The organism is Kribbella antiqua, from assembly GCF_004345665.1.
GTDB lineage: Bacteria > Actinomycetota > Actinomycetes > Propionibacteriales > Kribbellaceae > Kribbella > Kribbella antiqua.
Genome location: NZ_SLWR01000017.1, coordinates 78,214 through 101,151, shown reverse-complemented (window position 1 = coordinate 101,151; position 22,938 = coordinate 78,214). Strand labels below are relative to the sequence as shown.

Genomic DNA, 22,938 nt, shown 5'->3' with positions numbered 1-22,938 from the left:
TGAAGCGACCGGGGCGGTGGGGCGGGGATAGCAATAGACGAGCGTCCACCGTGGTGACGATGGCGGATGTGGCGCGGTCCGCGGGGGTGTCCACGATGACCGTGTCGAACGTGATCAACGGGCGTCCGCGGGTTGGCGCGGCGACCCGGGAACGGGTACTGGCGGCGATCAACGAGCTCGGCTACCAGGTGAACCTGGCCGCCCGGCACCTGCGCGCCGGCCGGACCGGCGTGGTCGGACTCGCCGTACCGGAACTGGAACGCCCGTACTTCGCGCAACTCGCCGCCCGGCTGGCCGACCGGTTCGAGGCGCACGGGCTGCGGATCGTGATGGAGCGCACCGGCGGCGGCCGCGAGGGCGAGCTGGACGCGGTCGCGTTCTCCCGCCTGCGGATGTACGACGGCCTGATCCTGAGCGTGGTCGACATCGACCCGGCCGAGCTGAACCAGCTCCGCACCGACGCACCGGTGGTGATGATCGGCGAGCGGGCGCTGCCGTCGCGGTTCGACCACGTGATGATGGACAACGTCGGCGGCGCCCGGCAGGCGACCGCGCACCTGCTCGCCGTCGGTGCCCGGCGCATCGCCATGCTCGGCGGCAATCCCGACACCGCGGCGACCATGCCGGCACTGCGGGCCGAGGGCTACACGCTCGCGCACGAGGAGGCCGGCGTACCGGTGGATCCCGCGCTCACCGTCCGGACGAGCTTCGGGCTCCAGGACGGGTACGATGCGATCCAGTCGCTGCTGGACCGGAAGATCGCCTTCGACGGGGTGTTCGCGCTCACGGATGTGGTCGCGATGGGCGCACTCCGGGCCCTGGCCGACGCCGGGCTCAAGGTGCCGGACGACGTCCAGGTGGTCGGCTTCGACGACATCGACGAGGCGCAGTACCTGGTCCCGTCGCTGTCCAGCGTGAACCCAGGCCACGAGGAGATGGCCGACGCCATCACCTCGCTGCTGATCGCCCAGGTCGCCGGTGGCCAGGCCGACAAGCCCACGGAGCTGATCGTGCCTGCGCGCGTGGTCGAACGCGGCACGACAAAGCGGGCCGGCTGACGGTACGCACCTCATCGACGAACTCCCCGGGGGCTGGGCTGTTGGTCAGAGGTATATCGATAAACCTCGCCTCCGGCAAGACCTCGGCCTGGTCTTTCCGGGACTGTCCGGCCGGTCAGGCGTGGGTCAGCTCGGCGCCGCCGCCTTTGGTTGGACGAGAGCGCCGAGCTGGTCTTGTTGTCAGCTGTCCGCGTGCTGCGGCGTACGCATCCGCCGCTTGCCCTGCAGGGTCGGGACGTCGCCGGCTTCCTCATGCACCGTCCACTGGACGTCCATGAACTTCACGCCGGGAATCCGCTTGATCGCGTGCCGGGCCGTCTTCTCCTCGTCCGCCAGTACGTCGCCGACCAGCGTCACGGTCCGGCCCTCCACCCGCACCTGGATCGCGTGCGGATGACTCACACACCGCCCGAGCTCAGCACGCACCCGGTCATGCAGTACGGCGTCGTCCGCCCAGCGCCCGGTGAGCCGGTAGCGCGCGGCCATCGCCATTCCGCGCCCGCGGTTCGACATGTTGTGCGACATGCCCCCGAGCCCGTCGTTCAATTCGTGCGCCGTGTGCATCGTCTTGTCGCGCAGCCGGGCGCGTCGTGCCCGCCCTCGGTCCGGATCCAGCAGGTACTCGGTCAGCATGCCGGCTCCTACGCCGGCAACGGCGAGCCCGGCTCCCTTGAGTACTCGCATGTGCCCTCATCCTCTCGACGATCGCTCACCCACGCGGTACCCAATGGGCTGAGGCTCAGTCGTCGAGCAGTTTCGCGATTTCCGCCATCTGCTCCGCACTGAGCGGGCCGTGCGCCATCGCGGCCGCGTTCTCCTCGGCCTGGGCGACGGTCCGGAAGCCGGGGATCGGCACGGTCCGCGGGCTGCGCGCCCAGATCCACGCCAGCGCGCCTTGCGCCAGCGTCCGGCCGTCGCTCTGCAGTACGTCGCGGATCGCCGACACCTTGTCCCACCACTCCGGCGCCGGTACGCCGCCCTTGTCGAAGAACCGCAGCCACGACGGCGGCAGGGTCCGGATGTCGGCACCGGTCGCCGGCCTCGTCGTGTCGCGCCGGCCCAGGATGCCCATGCCCAGCGGGGTCCGGTTGATGCTCGCGAGGTCGGCGCGTTCGCACAGTTCGAGCATCTCGGGAGCGTCGTGCAGCACGCTCAACTCGTGCTGGACCGCCGCGCAGTGCTCGCCCTCGGAGAACAGTTCCGCGCTGCTCGGGGTGTCGGTGCTCCACGCGTAGCTGCGGATCAGCCCTTCGCGGACGAGATCCTCGCAGGCCTCGCGCAACGGCAGCGCGACGTCCGCGGTGGTGTCGAAGTGCAGCTGATAGAGATCGATGTAGTCGGTGCCGAGCCGGTCGAGGGACGCCCGTACGGCCTTGTGCACGTATTCGACCGAGCTGTCCTTGTCGTACATGGTCCGGGTCGACTCGTCGAAGGTGTTGCCCCACTTGGTGGCGATCACCACCTGGTCGCGGATTCCGGCCAGTGCTTGCCCCAGCACCCGTTCGCTGTGCCCGGCGCCGTACACATCCGCGGTGTCGAAGAAGGTCACGCCGAGCTCGACGGCTCGCCGTACCGCCCGGATCGACTCTTCGTCGTCCACCTCACCCCAGCCCAGCGGCTCCCTGGTGGGATGGGCGAACGGCCCACCGATCGCCCAGCATCCGAACCCGACCGGGCTGACCTCGATATCAACTCGTCCCAACGTGCGCATATCCATACGGCTGACTCAACCATCGTGAGGTTGATCCGTCCAATGCATCTTTTTCTTAGTTTTGATGCACAGCGAACATCAACGCTCGACGCCGGTCACCCGGCCTTGGTCGTCGGTGATGTAGAGCCCCTTGGACAGATCCAGCAGCACCAGCGTGTTCCCGAACGGATCCTCGACCACGGCGCACCGCCCGACCGGGATCTCGAACGGCTGCTCGATCACCCGCCCGCCGGCGCGCTCGATCTCCTCGGCGGCCTCGTCGGCGAAGTTCACCAACCAGCTCGGCGCGTACTCGAGTTCGGTCGACAGGACGATCTCGGTGTCGCTGTCCGGCAATCGCAAGCCGGCCTGCCCGATCGTGTCGCTTCGCCACACCACCTCGTGCCCGAGCCGATCCCGGTAGAACTCCAGCCCGCTGTCCAGATCCGGAACCCGGACCGTCACCGCATCAACCTTCCGCAGAAGTCCACTCATACGACCAGCCTCCTGCAACCCACCGACAGGTTGGGTCAGCGGGTGGCGCGGGTGGCGACGGCTTGGTTCATGGCGATGAACTGGGGCTTGATGGTTTTCATGAGCATGGAGTGGGTGAAGGGCACGGCGACGCCGCGGAAGGTCTCCTCCTGGATGAGCCGGGTGCGGCCGTCGGGGAGAGCCTCCAGGCGGAAGGCATGTTCGCCGTCGAAGACGCCGCCGAAGGCGACCTTGCCGATCCAGCGGAGTTCCTTGTTCGGTACGACGGCCAGCAGCTCAGGGCTGAACGTGGTCTCCTTGCCGTCGGTGTCGCGCAAGACGTTGGTGATGGTATTGCCAACTGTCAGCTCCCCGGTCGAGGAGATGATGAATGGGTTCCACTCCGGGTACGCCTGCCGGTCTGCGAGCACCTTCCATACCTGCTCCGGTCTCGCGTCGATCTCGAGCTCGGTGTGCAGGACGAACGGCCGGGCGATCGTGTAGACGGCGTACCCGGCGAACAGGACGACGATGGTGCCGAGGGCAACCAAAAACTTCTTCATGACTGCTCCAAAGGGCCGAGGGCGCTGTCGACCAGCTCCCCGACATAGGCGGAAGTGATCGGCTCCCCGGTGATGAGGAGCCGGTAGTACAAGGGCCCGACGAGCTGATCGACCAGTACGACGGGGGAGGTGCCGGCCGCGACGAGTCCGTCCTCCTGCGCCTTCGCCAGGACCGCGACGGCCGCCGCATGCCGCTCGCCCCACAGCGCCCGAACGCTCTCGCCGACCCTCGGCTCGCGCGCAGCCGCCGCGGCCAGATCGGCGATCAATGTCCTCGGTACGGCGGTCAGCGTTGACGCGACGGCGGATACGAGCTCGGAGAGATCCCGCCGCGAGTCACCGCTCGGCTCGAACGGTACGGCGGAACGCAGCTGGGCGATCATCGCGATCACCAGCTCGGCTTTGGTCGGCCAGCGCCGGTAGAGCGTCGTCTTTGCCACGCCGGCCCGCTCGGCGACGCGGTCGACGGCCATCCCGTCGTACCCGCGCAGCCGCATCTCGGCCATGGCGGCCTCCAGCACGCGTCCCTCCACCCCGGCATCCCGCGGCCGCCCTCGCCCAGCCATCGCCATCCTCTTTTCGCTACAGCGGTGTCGAAAAGAACTCTAGGCCGGGCGATCGATTTACGCAACTGCGGTAGCGAATCAGGTGTTTCATCGCTGACATGTACGTGAAGCGGCGCGGATCCGACAGGACTTATATAAGTGCTGTTATGATGCGGTCATGGACGATCCGACCGAGCAGAGTCAGTGGCGGGGCCTGCATCACTTGCTGGCGCGGATGGATGCCGATATCGCCGGCATCTACACCGAGCGGGAGATCAAAGGGCTCAAGCCGAGCTTCGTGATGGAGTTGCTGCGGCTGCACGCCAAGGGGCCGATGACGATCACCGAGCTGGCGGAATCAGTGGGACGGACCCACTCGGCGCTGAGTCAGAAGGTGTCGGCGATGCGGGCGGCCGGCCTGGTGCGGACTGTGCCGGGAGCCGATGCCCGGAGCAAGAAGGTCGCGCTGACCGCCAAGGCGAAGGGCATCGTCGAGTTGCTGGCCGCCGAGTGGCGTGCGACCGAGGCCGCGATCACCGAGCTCGAGGCCGAGCTCCCGTACGCGATGACCCAGGTCGTCCGGGATGTCGAGGAGGCCCTGGCCCGGAAGAGCTTCCACGACCGCATCGCCGAGAAGCTCGAAGGCCACCAGAAGTGAAGCACGCGCTGATCGACCTGGAGCCGTTGCGCGTCTCCAGGGTCTTCAGAAGGCTCTGGGCCGGGCAGTTGTTGTCGGCGTTCGGCGGCCAGTTGGCCTTCGTCGCGGTGATGTTCCAGGTCTGGGATCAAACGTCGAGCCCGGCCTGGACCGGCGCGGTGGGGATGGCCCAGGCGCTGCCGTTGATCGTCCTCGGCCTGTTCGCCGGAGCCGTCATCGACCGGGTCGAGCGGCGCCGGGTCTATCTGATCACCGTCACTGGGCAGCTGCTCACCTCGGCCCTGATGGCCGGCCAGCTGATCGTCGGTCCGGTCCCCGTCGGCGTCCTCCTCGGACTTGTCGCCGTACAGGCCTCCTTCGGCGCGGTCGGCGGGCCAGTGGCCCGGACGGTCCTCCCGCAGTTGTTGCCACGTGAACTCCTTGCCGGCGGGATCGCGCTCAACCGGATCGCATTCCAGGGCGCGATGCTGATCGGCCCGGTTGCCGGCGGTCTGATCGTCAGCGCCTGGGGCGCCGGCGTCTGCTACCTCGTCGATTGCCTGAGCTTCCTTGCCGCCCTGTACGGCGTACTCGGTCTGCCGGCCATGCGAGTCGAGGCGGTCGCCCGGCCGGGTCTGCGAGGAGTGCAGGACGGATTGGCCTTCGTGGTCTCGACGCCTGTGGTGCGGGGCGCGTTGATCACTGATCTCGCGGCGACGGTGTTGTCGATGCCGATCAGCCTGTTCCCGGTCATCAACGCCGAGCGGTTCGGCAACGATCCGCGGACGCTGGGGTTGTTCCTGACCGCGATCGCCGTCGGCGGGGTTGCGGCGTCCGTACTGTCCGGGTCGTTCACGCGACTCGGGCGGCCCGGTGTGGTGATGCTTGCCGGGTCGGCGGGGTGGGGGATTGCCCTTGCTTTGTTCGCGTTCTCACCCAACCCGTGGGTCGCACTGGCGTTCCTCGCCGTGGCCGGGGCCGCCGACACCGTCTCGGTCGTCTCCCGCAGCACGATCATCCAGTTGCACACGCCGAACGAGCTCCTCGGCCGCGTTGCCGCTGCCGAACAGATCGTCGGTCAGGCCGGTCCCGACCTCGGCAACCTCCGCGGCGGCCTGGTCGCGCAGGCATCCTCAGCCCTGATCGCCCTGGCGAGCGGCGCCTTCCTCTGCGTGGCCGCGGTCGCCACCGTTGCCGCTACCACCCCCGGCCTGCGCGCCACCGTCGTACGCGAGAAGGTCTGAGACCGTGCGGAAGCCGGCGTTGCCCATGGAGGATTCGGGCGTGTTGGAGGAGCGGGCGGCGTTGCGGTAGCGGTTGCAGTAGGAGTCGTGGCAGAGATACGAGCCGCCACGCATCACGCGGGCCGCGCCGAGTGACGGGCCGCGCGGGTCTTCGTCCGGCGAGAACTTGTAGTACCGCGGCCCGAACCAGTCCCCGCACCACTCCCACACATTGCCGACCGTCTGCCACAAGCCGAATCCGTTCGGCTTGAAGGTCCGCACGGGCGCGGTGTTCAGGTAGCCGTCCTCCACGTCGTTCCGGTCCGGGAACGATCCCTGCCAGATGTTGCAGCGCCACTCACCGTCATCACCGAGCAGCTCGTCACCCCACGGATAGCGCGCGCCTTCGATACCGCCGCGGGACGCGAACTCCCACTCGGCTTCGGTCGGCAACCGCCGCCCAGCCCACGTGCAGTAAGCAACCGCGTCGTTCCAGCTCACATGTACGACGGGATGGTCGTCGAGCCCATCGAGATCGGACAACCGCCCACCGGGGTGCCGCCAGTCTGCTCCGCGGACGCCGGCCCACCACGGCGTACTCGCGGCCGGACCCATCACGTCGTCCGGCTTCGCCTGCAGCGCGAGGTGGAAGACGGCCGAGAACCCGAAGATCTCCGCTTCGGTCCGATAACCGGTGTCGTCGACGAACCTCCCGAAGTCGCGGTTGGTGATCGAGGTCGCGTCGATGCTGAACGGCGCGACCCGCACCTGGTGGATCGGCGTCTCCCCGTCACCAGGGTTGCCGTCCCCGGTGCCGTCACCCATCGCGAACTCACCGCCGGCGAGCGCGACCTGCTCCACCTCGTGCCGGCCCCTGGAGGTCGGCGCGGCCGGGGGAGCGGAGGTCACCCCCCGCGCAGGTGCGCAGCAGGACGGTTGCTCGTCACTCATGCTCCTAGGATCTCAAAGCGCCGGCGGGCCTTGTTCGATGCGGCGCAGGACCGGATCCAGACGGTAGAAATCGTCGCCGGTGATGAGTTGGCGTTCGTCCCACCAGGTGGCGCCGGCTTCGGCCAGCGGCTCGATCAGCGCTGCGGCGTTCTTGGGATCGCTCATGCCGCCGACGATGACGTCGTACGGGCGTTCATCGTCACCGCGCAACTCGCGCAGGTAGGCGATCAGGTCGCGGAGTTCGTCGACGGGTGGCGCGACGCCGTGGTTGGCGTCCAGGAACAGCGGTACGGCGCCGTCCCAGCGGGCGGCGCGGCGCATCGGGGTCTTGCGCGGCCAGTAGCCGGCGATCCAGACCGGCGGGCGCGGCTGCTGAACCGTTGCCGGGAGCAACGTCACGTCGTCGACCCGGTAATGCCGGCCCTCGTGGTTCACCGGCTCACCCGACCAATAGCGAGGGAGCAGGTCGAGCCCTTCGTCCAGGCGTTCCGCGAGGACCTTCGGGTCGGTGGAATCGCCGAAGCTGCCGAACTCGTCCTGGATCGGGCCACCGAGCCCGGCGCTGAAGATCACCCGGCCGCCACTGAGTGCATCCAACGTCGCGACCTGCCGGGCGAGCTGCTCCGGCCGACGTCGCGCGACCGGGGTGACGAGCGTGCCGAGCTTGAGCCGCGACGTCGCCAGGGCGGCCGCGGTCAGCAGCATCCATGGATCACCAAACGGCTGGCCCTGCCGCTGCACCTTGCTGTGGACGACATGGTCCCAGACGAACAGCCCGTCCCAGCCGGCCTCCTCGGCCACTGCCGCCACCCGCGTGACCGTGTGAGCGTCGGCGAAGTCCCCGAAGTTCGGAATATTGACGGAGAAGCGCACGCTGGGATCCTCCCTAAGACAGGTGGAGGTGGATGAAGGGGATGGTGTCGCCGGGGAGCAGGTAGGTTTCGACCTCGGTGAAGCCGTGGGACTTGGCGAAGCGGAGGCCGTCCTCGTTGCTGGCGAGGATGTGGGTGTCGATGCCGTCGGTGCTGAGTTCGCGACCGCGGGCCAGGCTGCGGCGGTAGATCGCCGTACCGAATCCTTGGCGGCGGTGCTCAGGCAGTACGCGCGCGATCACGGTCGCCGCGGGGGTCTCGTCCGAGGGTGGGCGGACGGTCGAGCAGCCGACCAGGACGTCACCGGCGTAGGCGACTTCGAGGACGTGGTGTCGGGCCCGCTCGCGGATCTCGTCGACGGACAGGGGCGCGGTCGGGATGATCTCGTTGTGTACTCGCTGCCAGTCCAGCAGGGTCGCGTCATCGCTGACCGGCACGATCCGAAGGTCACTCACCCGGGAAGTCTAGTAGCGTCCGTGGGGTGCGGATTCTCTTCGTGGGAAACAGCTTCACGGCCCGGAACAATCTGCCCGGCCTGCTGACCGGGCTGGCGGGTGCGCGGGGGATCGACCTCGAGCACCGGTTGATCCAGGCTGGTGGCGCGTCGCTGCGGCAACATCTCAACGCCGGGAAGGCGCTCGAGGCGATCGCCACCGGCGGCTTCGACGTCGTCGTACTGCAGGAGCAGAGCACGCTGCCGATCAAGAGCCCGGATCGGTTCCGCGAGAGCGCGCGCGACTTCGACGCCGCAATCAAGGCGGCGGGCCTGCGGACCGCTTTGTATATGACATGGGCGCGACGGAATGCTCCCGAGACGCAGCAGGCGCTGACTTCGGCGTACGCCGGTAGCGCGGCTGAGCTAGGCGCGACGCTCGTGCCGGTCGGCGTGATCTGGGAGCGGTTCATCAAGCAGTACGACGAACCCGTTCTGCACGACAGCGACAACAGCCACCCGGCGCTGGCCGGCAGTTATCTCGCGGCGTGCGTGTTCCTCATGGCGCTACTCGAGCAGGATCCGGTCGGGATCGACGTACCGGTGAAGGGCCTCGATGCGGACACCGCCGCCCTTCTCCGTCAAGCTGCCTGGGACCTAACGGCCGCCGAGTAGACCGCCCATCAGTAGCGCGAGCTACTTGGCGTCGTGGAAGACGAGTCCGAGGGTGTGACGCTGTCCGCTGCGGATTGCGGAGACGCCATGCCGGACGGGCGAGGCCGACCAGCCGCGGGCGGATTTCACCGGGCGGTCCCGGGTGGTGAACACGAGTCCGTGGCCGTGGGGGATCAGCGTCGCCGTACCGCGAGATTGTGCCCGCGGCCGTTGTTCCACCAGGAGGAACTCCCCGCCGGTGTGATCCACTCCGGGGTCGTTGAGGTTGATGACGACCTGCAGCGGGAAGACCTTGTCGCCGTACAGGTCCCGGTGGAGTGCATTCCAGTCACCTGGTCCATACCGCAACAGGATCGGGGTCGGTCGAGTCTGGCCGGCCCGGTGGCAGATCTCCAGCCACTCGTCCAGCGTGTCGGGCCACTCGGCTTCCCGACCGAGCCGGGCGTACCAATCCCGTGCTATCGGCAACAACCGCGGGTACAGCGCCTGCCGCAGCGACTGAACGGCCTCCGGGAACGGCTCGCCGAAGTACCGGTACTCACCCTCCCCGAACCGGTGCCTGGCCATGTTGATGGTCGCCCGGAAGCGCTCGTCGTCGTCGTACAGCCCGGCGATTTTGGCGGCCTCGGTGGGGGTCAGCAGCTGGGGTAGCAGCGCGCATCCGTAGTCGTCGACCTCGGCAGCCACCGCCTGCCAGTCGGCCTTCGCGACGCGGTTGGCGAACCTGTCCATCAGAGCAGTCCTCTCCAGTCGTCCTCAAGTCATGGAACGGCCCGGGGGCCGGAGGTGTGAGGGTCTTCTCCGCCGGGGCGCGCGGGTGCATCCTGGGATCGTCGGCAGTGGTTTGAGAGGGCGCCGGCTCGGCAACTGGATGAATATGGTGGACAACGGGGCCCGCTATCGAGTGGCGTGGCGATCGGCCGTGGTGGTGCTGACCACGGTCGGTGTTCTTGCCGCGTTCCTGTTCGTCGGCCTGTCGAGCATCGTGGTCGCGTTCCTGATGGGCGGGATCATGGTTGGTTCGGTCCAGCTGAGTGTGGGGCTGGCCCAGGAGCGGCAAGCGCCCGAGCTGGTCCGGTCGGTGGTCCGGTGGGCTGTCCGGGCCGGGTTCGTCGTGGTGGCGATCTGCGGGTACGCGACCGCGACCGGGACGGCCACCTTGGCCCTGCTCCTGCTGATCGGTGCGACCTCGCCACCCGCGATCCGGTGGCTGTATCCGAACCTGGCGGATCCGGCCGCGGCGCCGGCCGAACCCAGGCCGGTCGAGACGATCGTGGTCGAAGCCGAGCCGCCCAAGCAGAAGCGGAGACGCCGGAAGCGCGTCGAGCCCGAGCCGGCCAGCCCGGAACCTGAGGTCTCGCCGCCACCCGCACCGGTCGTCCTGACCGAGCTCAGCGAGGAAGAGCTGTGCCTGGCCTGGCGGCGAAGTTTCACCGAGCTGGAGCACTGTACGACGGACGCGCAGCGGCTCGAGGTGGCCGCCCGTCGTACGGCGGTCCTCGACGAGCTGGAGCGGCGCGATCCCAAGGCGTTCGCCGAGTGGCTCGACTCGGGCCCGCGAGCCGCGGGGGATCCTTCCAAGTTCTTCACACCCCGGACAAACCACGGAGAGCCGGACTGAGACGTGCCGGTCGCACCGCCCATCCGCCGCCCGATGAGCGGGGTGCACTGAGCAGTTCGGCTGCGATGAGGTCGATCGCGTGCCGGGCGGCGGACAGGACCGCGGGGAAGTTGAGGAAGGCGTGCATGGTGTGGGCGTACTCGACGAGCCGCGCTTCCTCCAGACGCGCCGCGTAGTTGCGGGCGTCGTCGCGGAGCGGGTCGCGACCGGCGGCGAGGATGAGCGCGGGCGGGAGACCTTTGAGACTCTCGGCCCGCAGTGGTACGGCGGCTGCCGGGAGCTCGCCTTCGGGGAAGTACTGCCTCGACGACCAGCGGCCGGGAGCAATGCTGAGGAAGGTGCCGTCGAAGAGCCGGTACGACTCGGTGTCCTGGTCCAGATCGAGGCAGGGATAGCAGAGGATCTGCCGATCGGGGAGTGGCCGCCCCTCGTCCCGCGCGAGCAGACAGGCTCCAGCAGCTAGCGCTGCGCCCGCACTCTGTCCGCCCACGACGATCGTCCCGTCGCCACCTAGCTTTGCCGTCCGCAACCATTCGAGCGTGTCCCGTACGTCGTGAAGCCCTGCTGGATAAGGGTTTTCGGGCGCCAGGCGGTAGTTGAGCGAGACAACGATCACGTTGCCTCCGGCGGCTATCCCTGATGCGGCGTACTCGATGTCGCGCAGATCGCCGCCGATGAACCCACCGCCGTGCAACCAGAGCACGATCGGTCGGGGCTCCTCGGTGTGCGGCCGGTAGAGGCGTGCTTGGAGAGAGCGGCCGGGGAGGGGGATCGTCAGGTCTTCCTGGCGAGTCTGTGGATTGCATTCGCCGGCCAGCTCGGGATCGGGCAGCTCTTTCCGGTCGAGCAGGAGCGCTTGATACGGGCCGAGGTCGGGCCCCTCGGGTTGAGCGGCGAAGTGTGCGAGGAGTGCGTCGGTCTCGTGCTTGAAGCCGGGGAGGTCGATGGTGTTCATGCGGAAATCTTCGCGGGGTTGAGGTGACGGGCCGCGTGCGCGAACAGGTTGCCGTCGGGCGGGGTGGCGGCGTACTCGGCCAGTGCCCCGATGCTGCCGTCGTACGGGCCGCCGGTGGACGCGTCGTTCCAGGACGTCTCGTCGTACTGCTCGATCTCGGCGACGATGGCCTCGGTCACGTTGTGGAAGCGGTGCAGGAGGAGCCCGGATGGGATGTGGCGGCCGGCTTCCACGCCGCCCACGTTGAGGGCGCTGCCCGCGTCCGGCGTCTCCCAGCGCGGGTCGAGGCTCCAGTGCAGCCGCCCGGCCGCGGCGTCCCGCAGTACGGCCAAGGTGATCTCGTCCCACATCAGGATGTGCGCGGTCAGGTCGTGCAACGAGTCGCAGAAGTGGCCGAGGATGCCGGCTTCCACACGGTACGGCGCTCGCAGTTCGGCCTCGGTCAGTCCATCGATCCGGTCCCGCAGCAGTTGATGATCGGCCCGCAGTAGTTGAGCGGCCTCAGCCGGGGAAGTAGTCGGTGTACGCATGCCTCTAAGCGAATCATCGCGGCCGCAGGGTGACGCTTGGATTGAGCAAAACCTTCAATCCATCGACGTGCGGTACTGCTTCATCTTCGAGCGGGCGCCGCAGGTGTTCATCGAGCACCAGCGGCGCCGGCCGGCCCGGCTCTCGTCGACGAAGAGGAGCGAGCAGTCGTCACTCGCGCAGGTGCGGATGCGGCCGGCCAGCGGGCCAGCCAGCAAGTCGACGGCGTCGCGGGCGAGGAGCGACAGCACGCCGTCGGCATCCGTCCTCGGGTACTCGAGCTTTAAGGTCGCTGTCAGTTTTGGGCCGGGGAGCGGGCGGGCGCTCCACCGGTTCACCAGCTCCAGGTCGGGTCTGAGCGTCGTACCGGTGAAGAGGCGGTAGAGGGCTTCGCGGAGCTCGAGCGCTTGCGTGTAGTCGCGGCGCGAGACGGCCACGGTCGACAGCTTGGCTTCGCGGAACCAGCGGGCCAGGTCTTTGGGTCCGGGCAGCCGTTCGAACTCTTCGTCCAGTCGGCGCTTGCCCACGGTGGCGGTGAAGTCGACGGACGGGCGGCCACCGACCCAGGTGAATTTCATGACGATAGTCTACCATCGCTGTTACCAGTTGAACCGGTAACGAAAGAGTGAGGTCATGACACGGATCGCAGTGGTCGGAGCGCGGCGTCGGTGGGTACTTCGGTGGCCGGCTCGCCGCCGCCGGGCAGGACGTCAACTTCATTGCACGCGGCAAACACCTGGACGCGCTGCAGTCCGGTGGCTTGGTGGTGCGGAGCGTGGTGGGTGACTTCGACGTACCGGTGCATGCTTTTGGCGACTGCGCCGAGGTCGGCGAAGTCGACTACGTGCTGCTCTGCGTGAAGACCTGGCAGTTGCCGGACGCAATTACCGCGATCGCGCCGCTGGTCGGTTCAGGTACGGCGATCGTCACCGTCCAGAACGGCGTCGAAGCTCCCGATCAGGTCGCCGCCGTCTACGGCCGGGCGGCGGTGCTGCCCGGCGCGGCCGCGGTGATCGCTTACGTCGACGGTCCCGGCATCATCCGGCATCTCGGCGGGCCCGGCCGGCTGACCTTCGCCGAATGGGACAACGAGCCGACTCCCCGGATCGACTGGTTGCGCACGGCATTCATCGACGCAGGCCTGGACGCGGTGGTCGCGGCGGACATCTGGGCCGCCCTCTGGTCCAAGTTCCTCGCCATCGTCCCGTCCGGCGGCCTCGGCACCGCGACCGATTCGCCGTACGGCGTCCTGCGCGCCAGCCCCGGCACCCGCCGCCTGCTCACCGAAGCCACCACCGAGATCCGCGACGTCGCCCTCGCTCTCGGCATCAACCTTCCCGGCAACATCGTCGAGACAACCCTCGCCTGGATCGACCAGCTCCCCGCCGACGGCACCACGTCCCTCCAACGCGACCTCCTCGCCCGCCGCCCAACGAACTCGACGCCTGGACCGGCGCCGTCGTACGCCTAGGCGCGCAAGCCGGAGTCCCCACCCCTGTCAACACCGTCCTCTACGAACTCGCCGCCACCCGAACCGGAGACCTATGAATCGACGGGCCGCTCACCCGCCGCGGGAGCACTCTGCGCGCTCGCCTGGTTCTCAAGCGGAACCGAAACCAGCAATTGCTCACTCATGCCGCCCCCTCATCGTCCGCGCCGGCCCTGTCTGGCTTAGGCCACAGGTCGTCGCATGAGAGATCCAGAGCGCGCTCAAGGCCCCGGACAAGACACCCGACACGATCAGCCCGCGGTGAGCATCCATCGTCAGCGACGTCTCGCCGACCAGGGCCAGGATGAACAGCCCCGACGTGAAGAGCCCCGCGACGAGCCCGATCGCGGTAGCGAAGCCTGTCGAGATTTACGTATGGTCGGCAGATCGCCGCCGCTACAAGTGCCGGCATCACGATGCCGCCTGCCACCAGAATGAGCCGCTCCCAGCCGCTCATCCAGCCCGAGTTGCCACCGTCTATCTGCCGCCATCCGCTGTCGACGCGGGTGCCTGTCTCCCACCAGGGCAGCGTCCCCGAGAATGCGAGCCCGACCGTCGCTCCAACCAGCAGAATCCGCTCGTGAACCTGCTTCGCCGTCAGCTCCGTCACGCCCGGATGCCACCGGCCACCAGGTCCGAAGCTGGCCGGTTTCGTACGGTGACGCCGTCCTCGCCTCCTTCATATAGTTGCCGCCAGCAACGGCGACCTACAAATGGCCAGCACTGCAACGGATCCCACCATCCACAACCTCACTCCGAGGATTTGGCTCGCTCGAACACTTGTTCTAATATAGCTGCATGAGAGGGCTGACGATCACCAAGGCCGACGGCGACCATCCGGTCCCCGCCGACACGGCCAGGCCTGCCACGCCCGTCTCCCGCCGCGAAAACACCGCCACCGCCGGTCTTGCCGCCGCCACCTCCAGCCTTGCCGCCGGCGCCACATCGCCGCCCCTCGCACGCGTCGACACGGTCCCGTCCACCGCGACGGTCACGTCGTCTGCATCAGTCCGCGACACCACCACGCCGTCGATCTCCGACCGTGCAGCCTGCTGCGCCCACTGCGCTGCCCGGAATACCTGGAAGGCCTGGGATTCCGCCGCACCGGACGACGCCTGGCTGGTAGACGACGATTACGTCCCCGACGACCTGCACTACCCCACCGACCCCGAGATCCCCGGCGGCCCGCCGGTGCTGACCGAGCAGGAGTGGCTGGACGCCCAACTCGACGAGGCCCTCGGCCGCACCCGGTCCTCGCGCGTCGACGACTTCGAGTGGCAGGAATGGCACGGTGTCGAGCAGGACGAGGCCGAACGCGCCCTGCTGGCCCTGGACGCCCCGGCCTGGCTGTCGCTGCCGCCCGGCGGCGCCCTCGCGGCCGCGCTGGAAGACACCCGTCCGCGAGCGATGTCGCCGATGGCGTTGATGGAGCTGATGAAGGCCACCACCCGGATGGTCGCCTGGGCCGAATCGATCAAGGCCGAGGCGATGGCGTCGTTCTACCGGCACCGCCACGCCGAACACGCCGAAGCCCCGCGTCCCACCCAGGTCGACACCCGGGGCCGCCCGATCGACCCCGAACGGTCCTGGCACGCTGAGCTCGCCCTCGCTCTCGGCCTGTCCCCCACCACCGTCGCCCGCCACGTCACCACCGCGCTGCGCCTCACCAGCACCCTGCGCGCCACCCACACCGGGCTGAAGTGCGGCGCGCTGACCTGGGGCAAGGCCCTGGCGATCTCCGAGGCCACCACCAACCTGCCCGATGAGGCCGCCCAGGCCGTCGAGGCCCATGTGCTGAAACGCGCCGCGACCCAGACCCACCGCAACCTGCTCGAATCCCTGCGCCGCCAGGTCGCCAAACACCGCGTCCGCGAGGACGCCGCTGACCACCGCGCCGCCGTCGCCGACCGCACCTGCAAAATCGTGCCCCTCCCGAACGGCATGGCCGGGCTGTGGATCGTCCACACCGCCGACAAAATCCAGCAGATCTGGGTCACCATCCAAGCCATCGCCACCCTCGCCAAACGCGGCACCCCCACCCACCCGACCAGCGACGCCCCGACCAACGGCGCTGCCAGCAACGACGCTGCCAGCAACGAGTCTGCAACAAGCGCCGCCACGAACGCGCCCGCCGCGGGGCAGCCCGCCGCCAACACGAACACCACTGGCCGCCCCACCACCGGCGACACCACCACCAGTTCACCCACCGGCGACACCACCAGCGCCGCAGAGTCAGTCACTTCCGCGGAGGACACTGCCGACGACACTTCGGCCGACGCCCACACGGTGGGCGCCACCGAGCCGACCCCCACTGACACCGCGAGGCCGACTCCCGCGACACCCAAGGACCGGGCGGCCGCAACGAGCACCGCGAACCCGGCAACATCTACCGCATCAGCCACCCCGCCGACAGACACCGGCCCGACCACCCGGCCCGCACCCGACGAACCGGGATCACACACCGCGCACAACAACGCACCGACCACCGCCACCACACTCACCCCGGGCCGTGGTGCACCGACCAACGCCCACCCCACCGAGCAACCCCGCACCGCCGAACAGGCCCACACCGACACCTCCACGGAACCGGCCAAGGACACCCGGACCGCCGAACAACGCCGCGCCGACGTGGCTGCGGATCTGTTCGAGCACATCCTGCGCAACGGGCTGGACTGGCTCGGCCGGCGCCTGCCCGACCAGCATCGCCGCCGCCCCCACATCGAGGTCGTTGTGCCCGCCTCGACCCTGCTCGGCCTCGACAACGACCCCGCCGAGTTGACCGGCTACGGCCCCATCCCCGCAGACCTGGCCCGCCGCATCGCCGCAGACGGGACCTGGCGGCGGCTGCTCACTGACCCGGTCAACGGCATCGTGCTGGAAGCCGCCACCACCCGCCACGACCCCGGCACCCTCGTCACCGAAACCCTGCTCGCCCGCCACCCGGTCTGCGCCTGGCCCGGCTGCAACCGCACCTCCCGCGACTGCGACCGCGACCACACCACCCCCTTCACCCAAACCGGCACCACCCACCCTCACCGGACTGGCGCCGTACTGCGAATACCACCACGTCATCAAAGACACCCCCACCTGGGGCTGGACCACCACCAGCCACCCCGACGGCTCCATCACCCTCACCACCCCCACCGGCCACCGCCACACCACCGTCCCACCCGCCCGCGGCCCCATCACCACCCACAGCCACAGCGATAGGCACAGCGCCACGGCCAGTGGCCTCGGCATCAACGGCATCAACACCGGCACCGGCGCGGGCGTCGAGCCCTGTCCTGAATCGGCCGCTCGCGGACCGATCGGTCTCGGCGTCAACGGCCAGCCCAACTCCGCGGGCAACGTCCGTCACACCGCCAGCGGGTCGACGGTGAGCCCGCGCCGAGCGCCTGCCGACGATCCGCCGCCGTTCTAGAGAACGGTTCTCCACGTCTTGCCGCAGGACGTGTTTCGGTCTTGTTGTTGCCTGCGTTCCGTCTTGCCGCAGGACGTGTTTCGGTCTTGTTGTTGCCTGCGTTCCGTCTTGCCGCAGGACGTGTTTCGGTCTTGTTGTTGCCTGCCTTTCCGCCTCGCCGCAGCACGTGTTTCGTCTTGGCGCAGCACGCGGTTCCGCCTTCGTTGCTTGCGTTCCCGGCGGCGATGGTGTTGCTCGACGAGTGCAGGCTGCGGCTGGATGACTCGCTTGCCGCGGCCTCGTTGTAGTTTGCGTGACTGCCTCGCTGGAGCGTGCATGTGCTTGGGTGAGGGCACACGTCCGCCCAGCGAGGTGTCTCCCATTGCAGCTCGTATGTTGCCTCGCCCTGGGCTGCGCGTCCGACTCTGGCGCACGTCAGTGTCGCTGCCCGCAGGTTGCATACCGACGTCTCGTAGTTGCTAGAAGCAACCTCGGATGGCGATGGCGTGGGCGTCGATGAGATAGCCCATCAGGTGGTGGCTTCGCGTCGGCACGGTGAGGCGCTTGCTGAAGGCGGCCTGAGCTTGAGGGTGGGGCGTTGAGCTCGGGGGTCGGGTGTTGAGTCCTGTCCTGAAGCGGGCGCCCGCGGAGCGATCGGCCTCGGCTTGAACAGCCAGCCGAACGGGATTGGGCAGGGTGTGACGTTGGCGACCGGGCTCGGACGAGGACGGCGGTAGTGCTGAAGGCTGCGGCGTTGGCGTCGTACTGGAAGAAGGAGTACGAACGCCAAGCTTGGCGACCACTAGCACCGAGGCGGCGGCGCGGGTCGCGATCAATCAAACGCGCCGAAGTCAGATGAGTTCGCGTTGGCGTCGGAGGACGCTGCTGACAGGTTCCGGTCGGGGACTGAGCGGTCGGTGATGGGGCGGCGAGGGTCAGGACTGGCTGGAAGAGCCAGAAGTAGATGGCGATCCAGGTTTCGCGGGGACCGATGGTTGAGGACTCGGCGAGGGTGGCGATCGACCAGCCCGGCATCGGGCCGACGGGCGAGGGGCGAGGGGCGAATGCACCGCACGACGCGCATCAGAGCACCGGGCAGGAGGATCCACCCGAACGTGCGGCGCACGTTCGAGCGGATAGTCCTGTCCACCCCTCGCTCAGTGCTCGATTCGGGCGCGGAGGCGGTCTGGGCGGGTGGTGGTTGAGTGGCTTGGCAGCGTGTAGATGGCGAAGTACAGCACGGCGAGAGTCGCGCCGTAGATCGCGACGCCGACCGGCAACGCGCTGGTGAAGCTCAGGCCGATCATGGCCAGCGACCACACCCCCGCAGCGAGCGGCGCGTACCGCCGCCAGCCGTGCCATTCAGTTGATCGCAGTACGGCGACGCCGGCGATGAGGAGGCCAATTGCGGTGAGGCTGACGCCGAGGCCGAACACGCTGCCGACCACCTGGGGGCCAGTCTCATCCATCCGCTGGTCGGCGAACGGGATGGTCGCGAACTCCGCGAGGAAGAGGACAAACGTTCCCACCACCGCCAGCATCGCGCCGACCCGACCGCGCCGGATAGTGCCGGCGAAGGCGAGCATGCCGAGGAGGACGAGGAGGTGGAGACCGGCGAACACGATGGACACCGGCGTCAGTGCGTCGCTGCTCCACGGGTAGCTCCACATGTCGTCGGACACGTCGGAGGCCGGCTTGACGACCGCCTCGATGAGGATGCCCGACGCGACGGTCGCGACAGCGCCGACGAGTCCGGCCACGGCGAGCCGGCGGATGGAAAGGTTGTTCATGATGGTCCCGCCCTTCAGTGGAAAGCTGATGCCATCGACGCTAGAAATCGGCACAGCCCAGCGCATCGGCGCCAGTACGAGACCTGGATCAGCGAGTACGCGCGGACCGCCGTAAGTGCCAGCACTGTTGGCCGCGACCGTCGCGCGCTGTCACGATGGGCGCGTGGGCCGACGGGCTTTGCCGGTAGTGCTGTTCGGAGCGACCGTGGTCGTGGAAATCGCCGCGGTCGTCCTGTCGTGGCGCCTGGAGCCGACGTACGACACCCTCCTGTACGCCGTCTTCGGCCTGACCACTGTCGGCGCCGGCGCGGTGATCGCGCAGCGTCGGCCGGAGAACCCGATCGGCTGGCTCTTCTGCGGCTTCGGCCTGCTCAACACGGTCACCTCAGATCTCCTTCAAGGCTGGGGACTCCGGGCCGCAACCGAGGGCTGGCCGGGCGGCCCGCTCGCTGAATGGATCAGCTCGTCCAGTTGGCTGACCAGCGGCTACGGCTGGACGCTGACGTTCCTGCTCTTCCCGACCGGCCGCCTGCCCGGCCCGCGATGGCGGCTGGTGCCATGGACCGGCGCGGCCGGCCTGGTGCTCGGTACGGCCGCCTGGTCCCTGAGCCCGGATCGCGGTCGCGACTTCGTCGGCGGTCGCAATCCGTGGGCGGTCGAGTCGCTACCGACCGGTCTCCTGCTCGCCGTCGGGATGCCGCTGTTCCTCGGCTCGCTGATCGCCGCCGTACTCTCTCTCGCTGTCCGGTTCCGCAACACGAGCGGCCTGGAACGCCAGCAGCTCAAGTGGTTCGTACTCGCGGCCTGCGTCGCCGGAGTGGCTCTCCCGATGAGCTTCGCGCTCTGGTACGTGACCCCGGTGGCCGGCGTCCTCGCCGCCGTCGCGCTCTCCGGCCTGCCGCTGGCGGCGGGTGCGGCGATCCTGCGCTACCGGCTCTACGACATCGACCTGTTCATCAGCCGCACGGTCGCTTATGCCACGCTGACTGTGTCGCTGGCGGCGGCGTACGTCGTACTGATCATTGCCCTCGGCACCTTGTTCGGCCGGAGCTCGGGCTGGGCCACAGCGGCGGCCACGGTGGTGTGCGCGATCCTGTTCCACCCGCTGCGCCGCCGGATCCAGGACGCCGTCGACCGCCGCTTCAACAGATCCAGGTACGACGCCTTGCGCCGGATGGCAGCCTTCCTCGACGACGTCCGCGGCGGGCGTCGCGCACCGGAGGATGTGCAGACCGTCCTCCGCGACATCTTCGCCGACCCGCACCTCGAGCTGCTCATGTTCCTCCCGGAGAGCCAGCGGTACGTCGATCTGGCCGGGAACCCACGGTACGACGACGACCGGCACCGGATCGCGATCGAGCGGGGAGCTCAACCGATCGGCGTCGTACTGCACAACAGCAAAGCTGAATTCAGCCCCGAGCTGCTGCGTCGCGTGGTCGAGGAGGGCGGGCTCGCGGTCGAGATCGCGCGGTTGCGCGCCGAGGTACGCCTGCAGCTGAGCGAGGTCGAGGCGTCCCGGGCCCGGATTGTTGCCGCGGGCCACGCCGAGCGCCGCCGGATCGAGCGAGATCTGCACGACGGCGCCCAGCAGCGCCTGGTGTCCATCGGACTGGCGCTTCGGCACGCTCAGCATCAACTGGGCTCGTCTGCGGATGCCGTCGGATCGACGCTGGATCGCGCGGTCGCGGAGGTCAGCGTCGCGATAGGGGAGCTGCGCGAACTTGCTCGCGGGCTTCCGCCGACGCAGCTGGACGCCGGCCTGGCTCCGGCGTTCCATGATCTCGCCCGGCGGGCTCCGCTGCCGGTCTCGGTGGATGTGCCGAGTGAGAGGTTCGAGCCGGGCGTCGAGGCGGCGGCGTACTTCATCTGCTGTGAAGGCCTCACCAACGCGGTCAAGCATGCGAACGCCACCCGCGTCGACCTCGCTGTCCGTTGTCATCAGCAACGATTGCTGGTCACGGTGAAGGACGATGGCGCCGGTGGTGCCGATGCCGCTCAAGGCACTGGACTGACCGGCCTCGCCGACCGGGTCGCTGCCCTGGGCGGTACCTTCCACATCGACAGCACCCCTGGCAAAGGGACGACACTCACTGCGGAGCTGCCATGCGGATCGTGATCGCTGAAGACCAGGTGCTGCTGCGCGAAGGGCTGGCGATGCTGTTCGTCGACGGCGGGCATGAGGTCGTGGCGACTCTGGGCGATGCGGAGGAGTTGCTCGCGGCGGTGACGTCGTACCGGCCCGATCTGGTGGTGGCGGACATCCGGATGCCGCCGACGTTCAGCGACGAAGGGGCTCGGGCGGCTCAGGCGGTCAAGCGCGCGCATCCGGAGGTCGGCGTACTGCTGCTGTCACAGCACATCGAGACTCAGCATGTAGTGGAGCTGGTGTCACTCGGCGGGTTCGGCTACCTGCTGAAGGACCGCGTCCTCGACGTGAGCGAGTTCCTGGCGGCGGCGGAGCGGGTCGCGCGCGGTGGGTCGGCGCTGGATCCGCAAGTGGTGGCCGGATTGGTGGCTCGCAGCGATCCGCTGGCCCCGCTGACCGATCGGGAACGGGACGTGCTCGAGCTGATGGCGGAAGGGCTGACCAACAACGGGATCGCGAAGCGCCTGTTCCTCAGCGAACGCACGGTCGAGGCACACGTCCGCCACGTCTTCACCAAGCTGGACCTGCCCGAAACAGAGGACGGTCACCGCCGCGTCCTCGCCGTACTGACCCATCTCAGCGCGGCGGCCCGCTAGTTCATCCCGAGGTCCCGCAGGACATCTCCGGCCCGGCCAGCCTGCGCCGCGATTCCGGACTGGTCGTGCACTGGGCCAACGCGTCGTCCGCCACCCTCGACCTGAATGGCGGAACCGTGTACGGCGCTCCGCTCTGGGATGAGAACCGGGTCACTGCCGACAACCCGATGCAGAACCTCGAGCGGTACCGCGACAAGCGGATCTTCCTGGTCGCCGGCACCAGCCCCGACCCGGTCAACTGGTTCGACACCGTAAAGCCTGAGCCAGGGACGGGTCCCGCCGGGGTTACTGGACCGGCCGGGTTGCCCGCCTGCGGTGGCGCTGGTCTACGACGATCAGCAGGGCGCCGACAGCGACGAAGAATGTGAAGGATGCGACCGCCGAGAGCGCGGGGACCGCGAACACCTCAGCGGTGTGTCGCCGGCCGACGAAGTACTTGACGTCCTGGTTGGTGCAGCTGACTTCGACCGTCTGCGCCGGGACCTTGTGCACCGAGTGCGCGACGACGTAGTACACGGCGCTGCCCCTGTCCCACTTCTCCGACCGCGACGGCTCCTTCAGCGCGATCTCCGCGCCGCTCGCGTCCTTCGCCGTACAGGTCTGACCGGCATTTCGCGTGGTCGAGAAGATCGTCAGCCCCACCCCATCCAGCTGCACCGGCCCACGATCCACCCGCGCCGGCGCGCCCGGGATCACCCCGAGCAGCCGCACAATAAAGAACCCACTCACCCCGAACGCCACCACAAAGGCCCCGACCGCACCCCAAAGCCACTTCGTCATCCCCGAACCGTAGTAGCTCCGCCGGTCGAATTGGACCCCGCGGCCCTCGCGCGGCAGTAACTAGTCCTCCGACAGGCGAGTCAGCAGGCGGAGGAGGTCGCTTCTCTCCGCAGCGGACAGGCGGTCGATGAGGGTGACCATCGCGTCACGGCGGTTGCGGCGGATGGTGGTGAGGAGCTCGGTGCCGGCGGGGGTGAGGGTGACGAGGGTCGCGCGGCGGTCGTTGGGGTCGGGGCTGCGGGCGACCAGGCGGGCGGCTTCGAGGTCGTCGACGACCGAGGTTGCCGAGCGGGGGACGATGCCCAGCTGGTTCGCGAGTTCGCTGAGGCGGAGCGCGCGGTCCGCGTGGTCCAGGGTGCGCAGCATCCGCAGCTGCCCGTGGGTGACGTCGAGACCTTCCTTGGTCGCGCGGCGCTGACGGCGGACGAGGCCGTCGAGCAGGGCCGCGATCTGTTCAGCGGTGTCATCCGGTGCGGGCACGAGCAGAGCCTAGTGGGTTGACGATCTTGTGA

The 22,938-nt window shown here is 68.6% G+C and carries 23 protein-coding genes and 1 pseudogene; 9 read left to right on the top strand and 15 right to left on the bottom strand.

Annotated features, from left to right (window positions below):
• The first annotated feature begins 59 nt into the window (after positions 1–59).
• A complete protein-coding gene (locus EV646_RS35925) occupies positions 60–1,058 on the top strand; it encodes a LacI family DNA-binding transcriptional regulator (protein WP_132156760.1) in 999 nt (332 codons plus the stop codon).
• A gap of 180 nt (positions 1,059–1,238) precedes the next feature.
• On the opposite strand, the gene EV646_RS35920 is transcribed toward EV646_RS35925, so the two are convergent.
• The 5 genes from EV646_RS35920 to EV646_RS35900 all read right to left on the bottom strand — a co-directional run bounded on the left by EV646_RS35920 (position 1,239) and on the right by EV646_RS35900 (position 4,351).
• Positions 1,239–1,742, bottom strand: coding sequence for a BON domain-containing protein (locus EV646_RS35920; protein WP_132156758.1), 504 nt, complete (start codon positions 1,740–1,742; stop codon positions 1,239–1,241).
• 55 nt (positions 1,743–1,797) lie between these two features.
• Positions 1,798–2,769, bottom strand: coding sequence for an aldo/keto reductase (locus tag EV646_RS35915; protein ID WP_241996554.1), 972 nt, complete (start codon positions 2,767–2,769; stop codon positions 1,798–1,800).
• A gap of 78 nt (positions 2,770–2,847) precedes the next feature.
• A complete protein-coding gene (locus EV646_RS35910; RefSeq protein ID WP_132156754.1) occupies positions 2,848–3,243 on the bottom strand; it encodes a VOC family protein in 396 nt (131 codons plus the stop codon).
• A 35-nt stretch (positions 3,244–3,278) separates the two neighbouring features.
• Positions 3,279–3,785 (bottom strand): SRPBCC domain-containing protein, encoded by a 507-nt coding sequence (locus EV646_RS35905; RefSeq protein ID WP_132156752.1) that lies wholly within the window; start codon positions 3,783–3,785, stop codon positions 3,279–3,281.
• Positions 3,782–4,351, bottom strand: coding sequence for a TetR/AcrR family transcriptional regulator (locus tag EV646_RS35900; protein WP_132156750.1), 570 nt, complete (start codon positions 4,349–4,351; stop codon positions 3,782–3,784). The genes EV646_RS35905 and EV646_RS35900 overlap by 4 nt, the downstream gene beginning before the upstream one ends.
• A gap of 157 nt (positions 4,352–4,508) precedes the next feature.
• Between EV646_RS35900 and EV646_RS35895 the strand changes: the two genes are divergently transcribed.
• Complete coding sequence (locus EV646_RS35895) at positions 4,509–4,988, top strand: MarR family winged helix-turn-helix transcriptional regulator (protein ID WP_199237400.1); 480 nt, start codon at positions 4,509–4,511, stop codon at positions 4,986–4,988.
• The gene (locus EV646_RS35890) at positions 4,985–6,211 is read left to right on the top strand and encodes an MFS transporter (protein WP_132156748.1); all 1,227 of its coding nucleotides are present in this window, start codon (positions 4,985–4,987) and stop codon (positions 6,209–6,211) included. Before EV646_RS35895 ends, EV646_RS35890 begins: the two co-directional genes overlap by 4 nt.
• Here EV646_RS35890 and EV646_RS35885 read toward each other — a convergent pair.
• The 3 genes from EV646_RS35885 to EV646_RS35875 are packed head-to-tail and all read right to left on the bottom strand — an operon-like array spanning position 6,101 to position 8,468.
• Positions 6,101–7,141, bottom strand: coding sequence for a formylglycine-generating enzyme family protein (locus EV646_RS35885; protein WP_132156746.1), 1,041 nt, complete (start codon positions 7,139–7,141; stop codon positions 6,101–6,103). The two genes, EV646_RS35890 and EV646_RS35885, sit on opposite strands and share 111 nt — an antisense overlap.
• Before the next feature lie 12 nt (positions 7,142–7,153).
• Entirely contained in the window at positions 7,154–8,014 is an 861-nt protein-coding gene (locus tag EV646_RS35880; RefSeq protein WP_132156744.1) for an LLM class flavin-dependent oxidoreductase, read from the bottom strand.
• 13 nt (positions 8,015–8,027) lie between these two features.
• Positions 8,028–8,468 (bottom strand): GNAT family N-acetyltransferase, encoded by a 441-nt coding sequence (locus EV646_RS35875; RefSeq protein ID WP_132156742.1) that lies wholly within the window; start codon positions 8,466–8,468, stop codon positions 8,028–8,030.
• 26 nt (positions 8,469–8,494) lie between these two features.
• On the opposite strand from EV646_RS35875, the gene EV646_RS35870 reads away from it, so the two are divergent.
• On the top strand, positions 8,495–9,121 hold the full coding sequence (locus EV646_RS35870) for an SGNH/GDSL hydrolase family protein (RefSeq protein ID WP_132156740.1): 627 nt from the start codon (positions 8,495–8,497) through the stop codon (positions 9,119–9,121).
• Positions 9,122–9,142: 21 nt separating this feature from the next.
• Here the strand turns inward: EV646_RS35870 and EV646_RS35865 are convergent, their stop codons facing one another.
• Positions 9,143–9,853: a 2OG-Fe(II) oxygenase gene (locus tag EV646_RS35865; protein ID WP_132156738.1), complete on the bottom strand. Its 711-nt coding sequence runs from the start codon at positions 9,851–9,853 to the stop codon at positions 9,143–9,145.
• Between the two features lie 145 nt (positions 9,854–9,998).
• Between EV646_RS35865 and EV646_RS35860 the strand changes: the two genes are divergently transcribed.
• Complete coding sequence (locus EV646_RS35860) at positions 9,999–10,742, top strand: hypothetical protein (RefSeq protein ID WP_132156736.1); 744 nt, start codon at positions 9,999–10,001, stop codon at positions 10,740–10,742.
• Here EV646_RS35860 and EV646_RS35855 read toward each other — a convergent pair.
• From EV646_RS35855 to EV646_RS35845, 3 genes are read right to left on the bottom strand one after another with little or no spacing between them, the layout of a single operon-like run.
• Complete coding sequence (locus EV646_RS35855; RefSeq protein ID WP_132156734.1) at positions 10,708–11,697, bottom strand: alpha/beta hydrolase; 990 nt, start codon at positions 11,695–11,697, stop codon at positions 10,708–10,710. The two genes, EV646_RS35860 and EV646_RS35855, sit on opposite strands and share 35 nt — an antisense overlap.
• The gene (locus tag EV646_RS35850; RefSeq protein ID WP_132156732.1) at positions 11,694–12,227 is read right to left on the bottom strand and encodes a hypothetical protein; all 534 of its coding nucleotides are present in this window, start codon (positions 12,225–12,227) and stop codon (positions 11,694–11,696) included. Before EV646_RS35850 ends, EV646_RS35855 begins: the two co-directional genes overlap by 4 nt.
• 54 nt (positions 12,228–12,281) lie before the next feature.
• The gene (locus EV646_RS35845; RefSeq protein ID WP_132156730.1) at positions 12,282–12,803 is read right to left on the bottom strand and encodes a CGNR zinc finger domain-containing protein; all 522 of its coding nucleotides are present in this window, start codon (positions 12,801–12,803) and stop codon (positions 12,282–12,284) included.
• A 95-nt stretch (positions 12,804–12,898) separates the two neighbouring features.
• Here EV646_RS35845 and EV646_RS35840 point away from each other — a divergent pair.
• Positions 12,899–13,773: pseudogene (locus EV646_RS35840) on the top strand (2-dehydropantoate 2-reductase); the annotation flags it as partial.
• 739 nt (positions 13,774–14,512) lie between these two features.
• Positions 14,513–16,924 (top strand): DUF222 domain-containing protein, encoded by a 2,412-nt coding sequence (locus tag EV646_RS35835; protein ID WP_132156728.1) that lies wholly within the window; start codon positions 14,513–14,515, stop codon positions 16,922–16,924.
• Between the two features lie 1,347 nt (positions 16,925–18,271).
• On the opposite strand, the gene EV646_RS35830 is transcribed toward EV646_RS35835, so the two are convergent.
• The gene (locus EV646_RS35830; protein ID WP_132156726.1) at positions 18,272–18,904 is read right to left on the bottom strand and encodes a hypothetical protein; all 633 of its coding nucleotides are present in this window, start codon (positions 18,902–18,904) and stop codon (positions 18,272–18,274) included.
• A 163-nt stretch (positions 18,905–19,067) separates the two neighbouring features.
• Between EV646_RS35830 and EV646_RS35825 the strand changes: the two genes are divergently transcribed.
• Entirely contained in the window at positions 19,068–21,020 is a 1,953-nt protein-coding gene (locus EV646_RS35825) for a sensor histidine kinase (protein ID WP_132156724.1), read from the top strand.
• Positions 21,008–21,646, top strand: a complete 639-nt coding sequence (locus tag EV646_RS35820) for a response regulator transcription factor (RefSeq protein WP_132156722.1) — start codon at positions 21,008–21,010, stop codon at positions 21,644–21,646. Before EV646_RS35825 ends, EV646_RS35820 begins: the two co-directional genes overlap by 13 nt.
• A 285-nt stretch (positions 21,647–21,931) precedes the next feature.
• On the opposite strand, the gene EV646_RS35810 is transcribed toward EV646_RS35820, so the two are convergent.
• On the bottom strand, positions 21,932–22,426 hold the full coding sequence (locus tag EV646_RS35810) for a hypothetical protein (protein ID WP_132156720.1): 495 nt from the start codon (positions 22,424–22,426) through the stop codon (positions 21,932–21,934).
• A 60-nt stretch (positions 22,427–22,486) separates the two neighbouring features.
• Positions 22,487–22,906, bottom strand: a complete 420-nt coding sequence (locus tag EV646_RS35805) for a MarR family winged helix-turn-helix transcriptional regulator (protein WP_199237396.1) — start codon at positions 22,904–22,906, stop codon at positions 22,487–22,489.
• Positions 22,907–22,938: the final 32 nt, after the last annotated feature.

Coding starts and splice junctions, on each gene's coding strand:
- EV646_RS35915 (WP_241996554.1), bottom strand. CDS start 2,769: ATGCGCACGTTGGGACGAGTTGATATCGAGGTCAGCCCGGTCGGGTTC.
- EV646_RS35835 (WP_132156728.1), top strand. CDS start 14,513: ATGAGAGGGCTGACGATCACCAAGGCCGACGGCGACCATCCGGTCCCC.
- EV646_RS35830 (WP_132156726.1), bottom strand. CDS start 18,904: ATGAACAACCTTTCCATCCGCCGGCTCGCCGTGGCCGGACTCGTCGGC.
- EV646_RS35860 (WP_132156736.1), top strand. CDS start 9,999: ATGGTGGACAACGGGGCCCGCTATCGAGTGGCGTGGCGATCGGCCGTG.
- EV646_RS35895 (WP_199237400.1), top strand. CDS start 4,509: ATGGACGATCCGACCGAGCAGAGTCAGTGGCGGGGCCTGCATCACTTG.
- EV646_RS35820 (WP_132156722.1), top strand. CDS start 21,008: ATGCGGATCGTGATCGCTGAAGACCAGGTGCTGCTGCGCGAAGGGCTG.
- EV646_RS35885 (WP_132156746.1), bottom strand. CDS start 7,141: ATGAGTGACGAGCAACCGTCCTGCTGCGCACCTGCGCGGGGGGTGACC.
- EV646_RS35865 (WP_132156738.1), bottom strand. CDS start 9,853: ATGGACAGGTTCGCCAACCGCGTCGCGAAGGCCGACTGGCAGGCGGTG.
- EV646_RS35925 (WP_132156760.1), top strand. CDS start 60: ATGGCGGATGTGGCGCGGTCCGCGGGGGTGTCCACGATGACCGTGTCG.
- EV646_RS35900 (WP_132156750.1), bottom strand. CDS start 4,351: ATGGCTGGGCGAGGGCGGCCGCGGGATGCCGGGGTGGAGGGACGCGTG.
- EV646_RS35855 (WP_132156734.1), bottom strand. CDS start 11,697: ATGAACACCATCGACCTCCCCGGCTTCAAGCACGAGACCGACGCACTC.
- EV646_RS35905 (WP_132156752.1), bottom strand. CDS start 3,785: ATGAAGAAGTTTTTGGTTGCCCTCGGCACCATCGTCGTCCTGTTCGCC.
- EV646_RS35845 (WP_132156730.1), bottom strand. CDS start 12,803: ATGAAATTCACCTGGGTCGGTGGCCGCCCGTCCGTCGACTTCACCGCC.
- EV646_RS35850 (WP_132156732.1), bottom strand. CDS start 12,227: ATGCGTACACCGACTACTTCCCCGGCTGAGGCCGCTCAACTACTGCGG.
- EV646_RS35810 (WP_132156720.1), bottom strand. CDS start 22,426: ATGACGAAGTGGCTTTGGGGTGCGGTCGGGGCCTTTGTGGTGGCGTTC.
- EV646_RS35920 (WP_132156758.1), bottom strand. CDS start 1,742: ATGCGAGTACTCAAGGGAGCCGGGCTCGCCGTTGCCGGCGTAGGAGCC.
- EV646_RS35910 (WP_132156754.1), bottom strand. CDS start 3,243: ATGAGTGGACTTCTGCGGAAGGTTGATGCGGTGACGGTCCGGGTTCCG.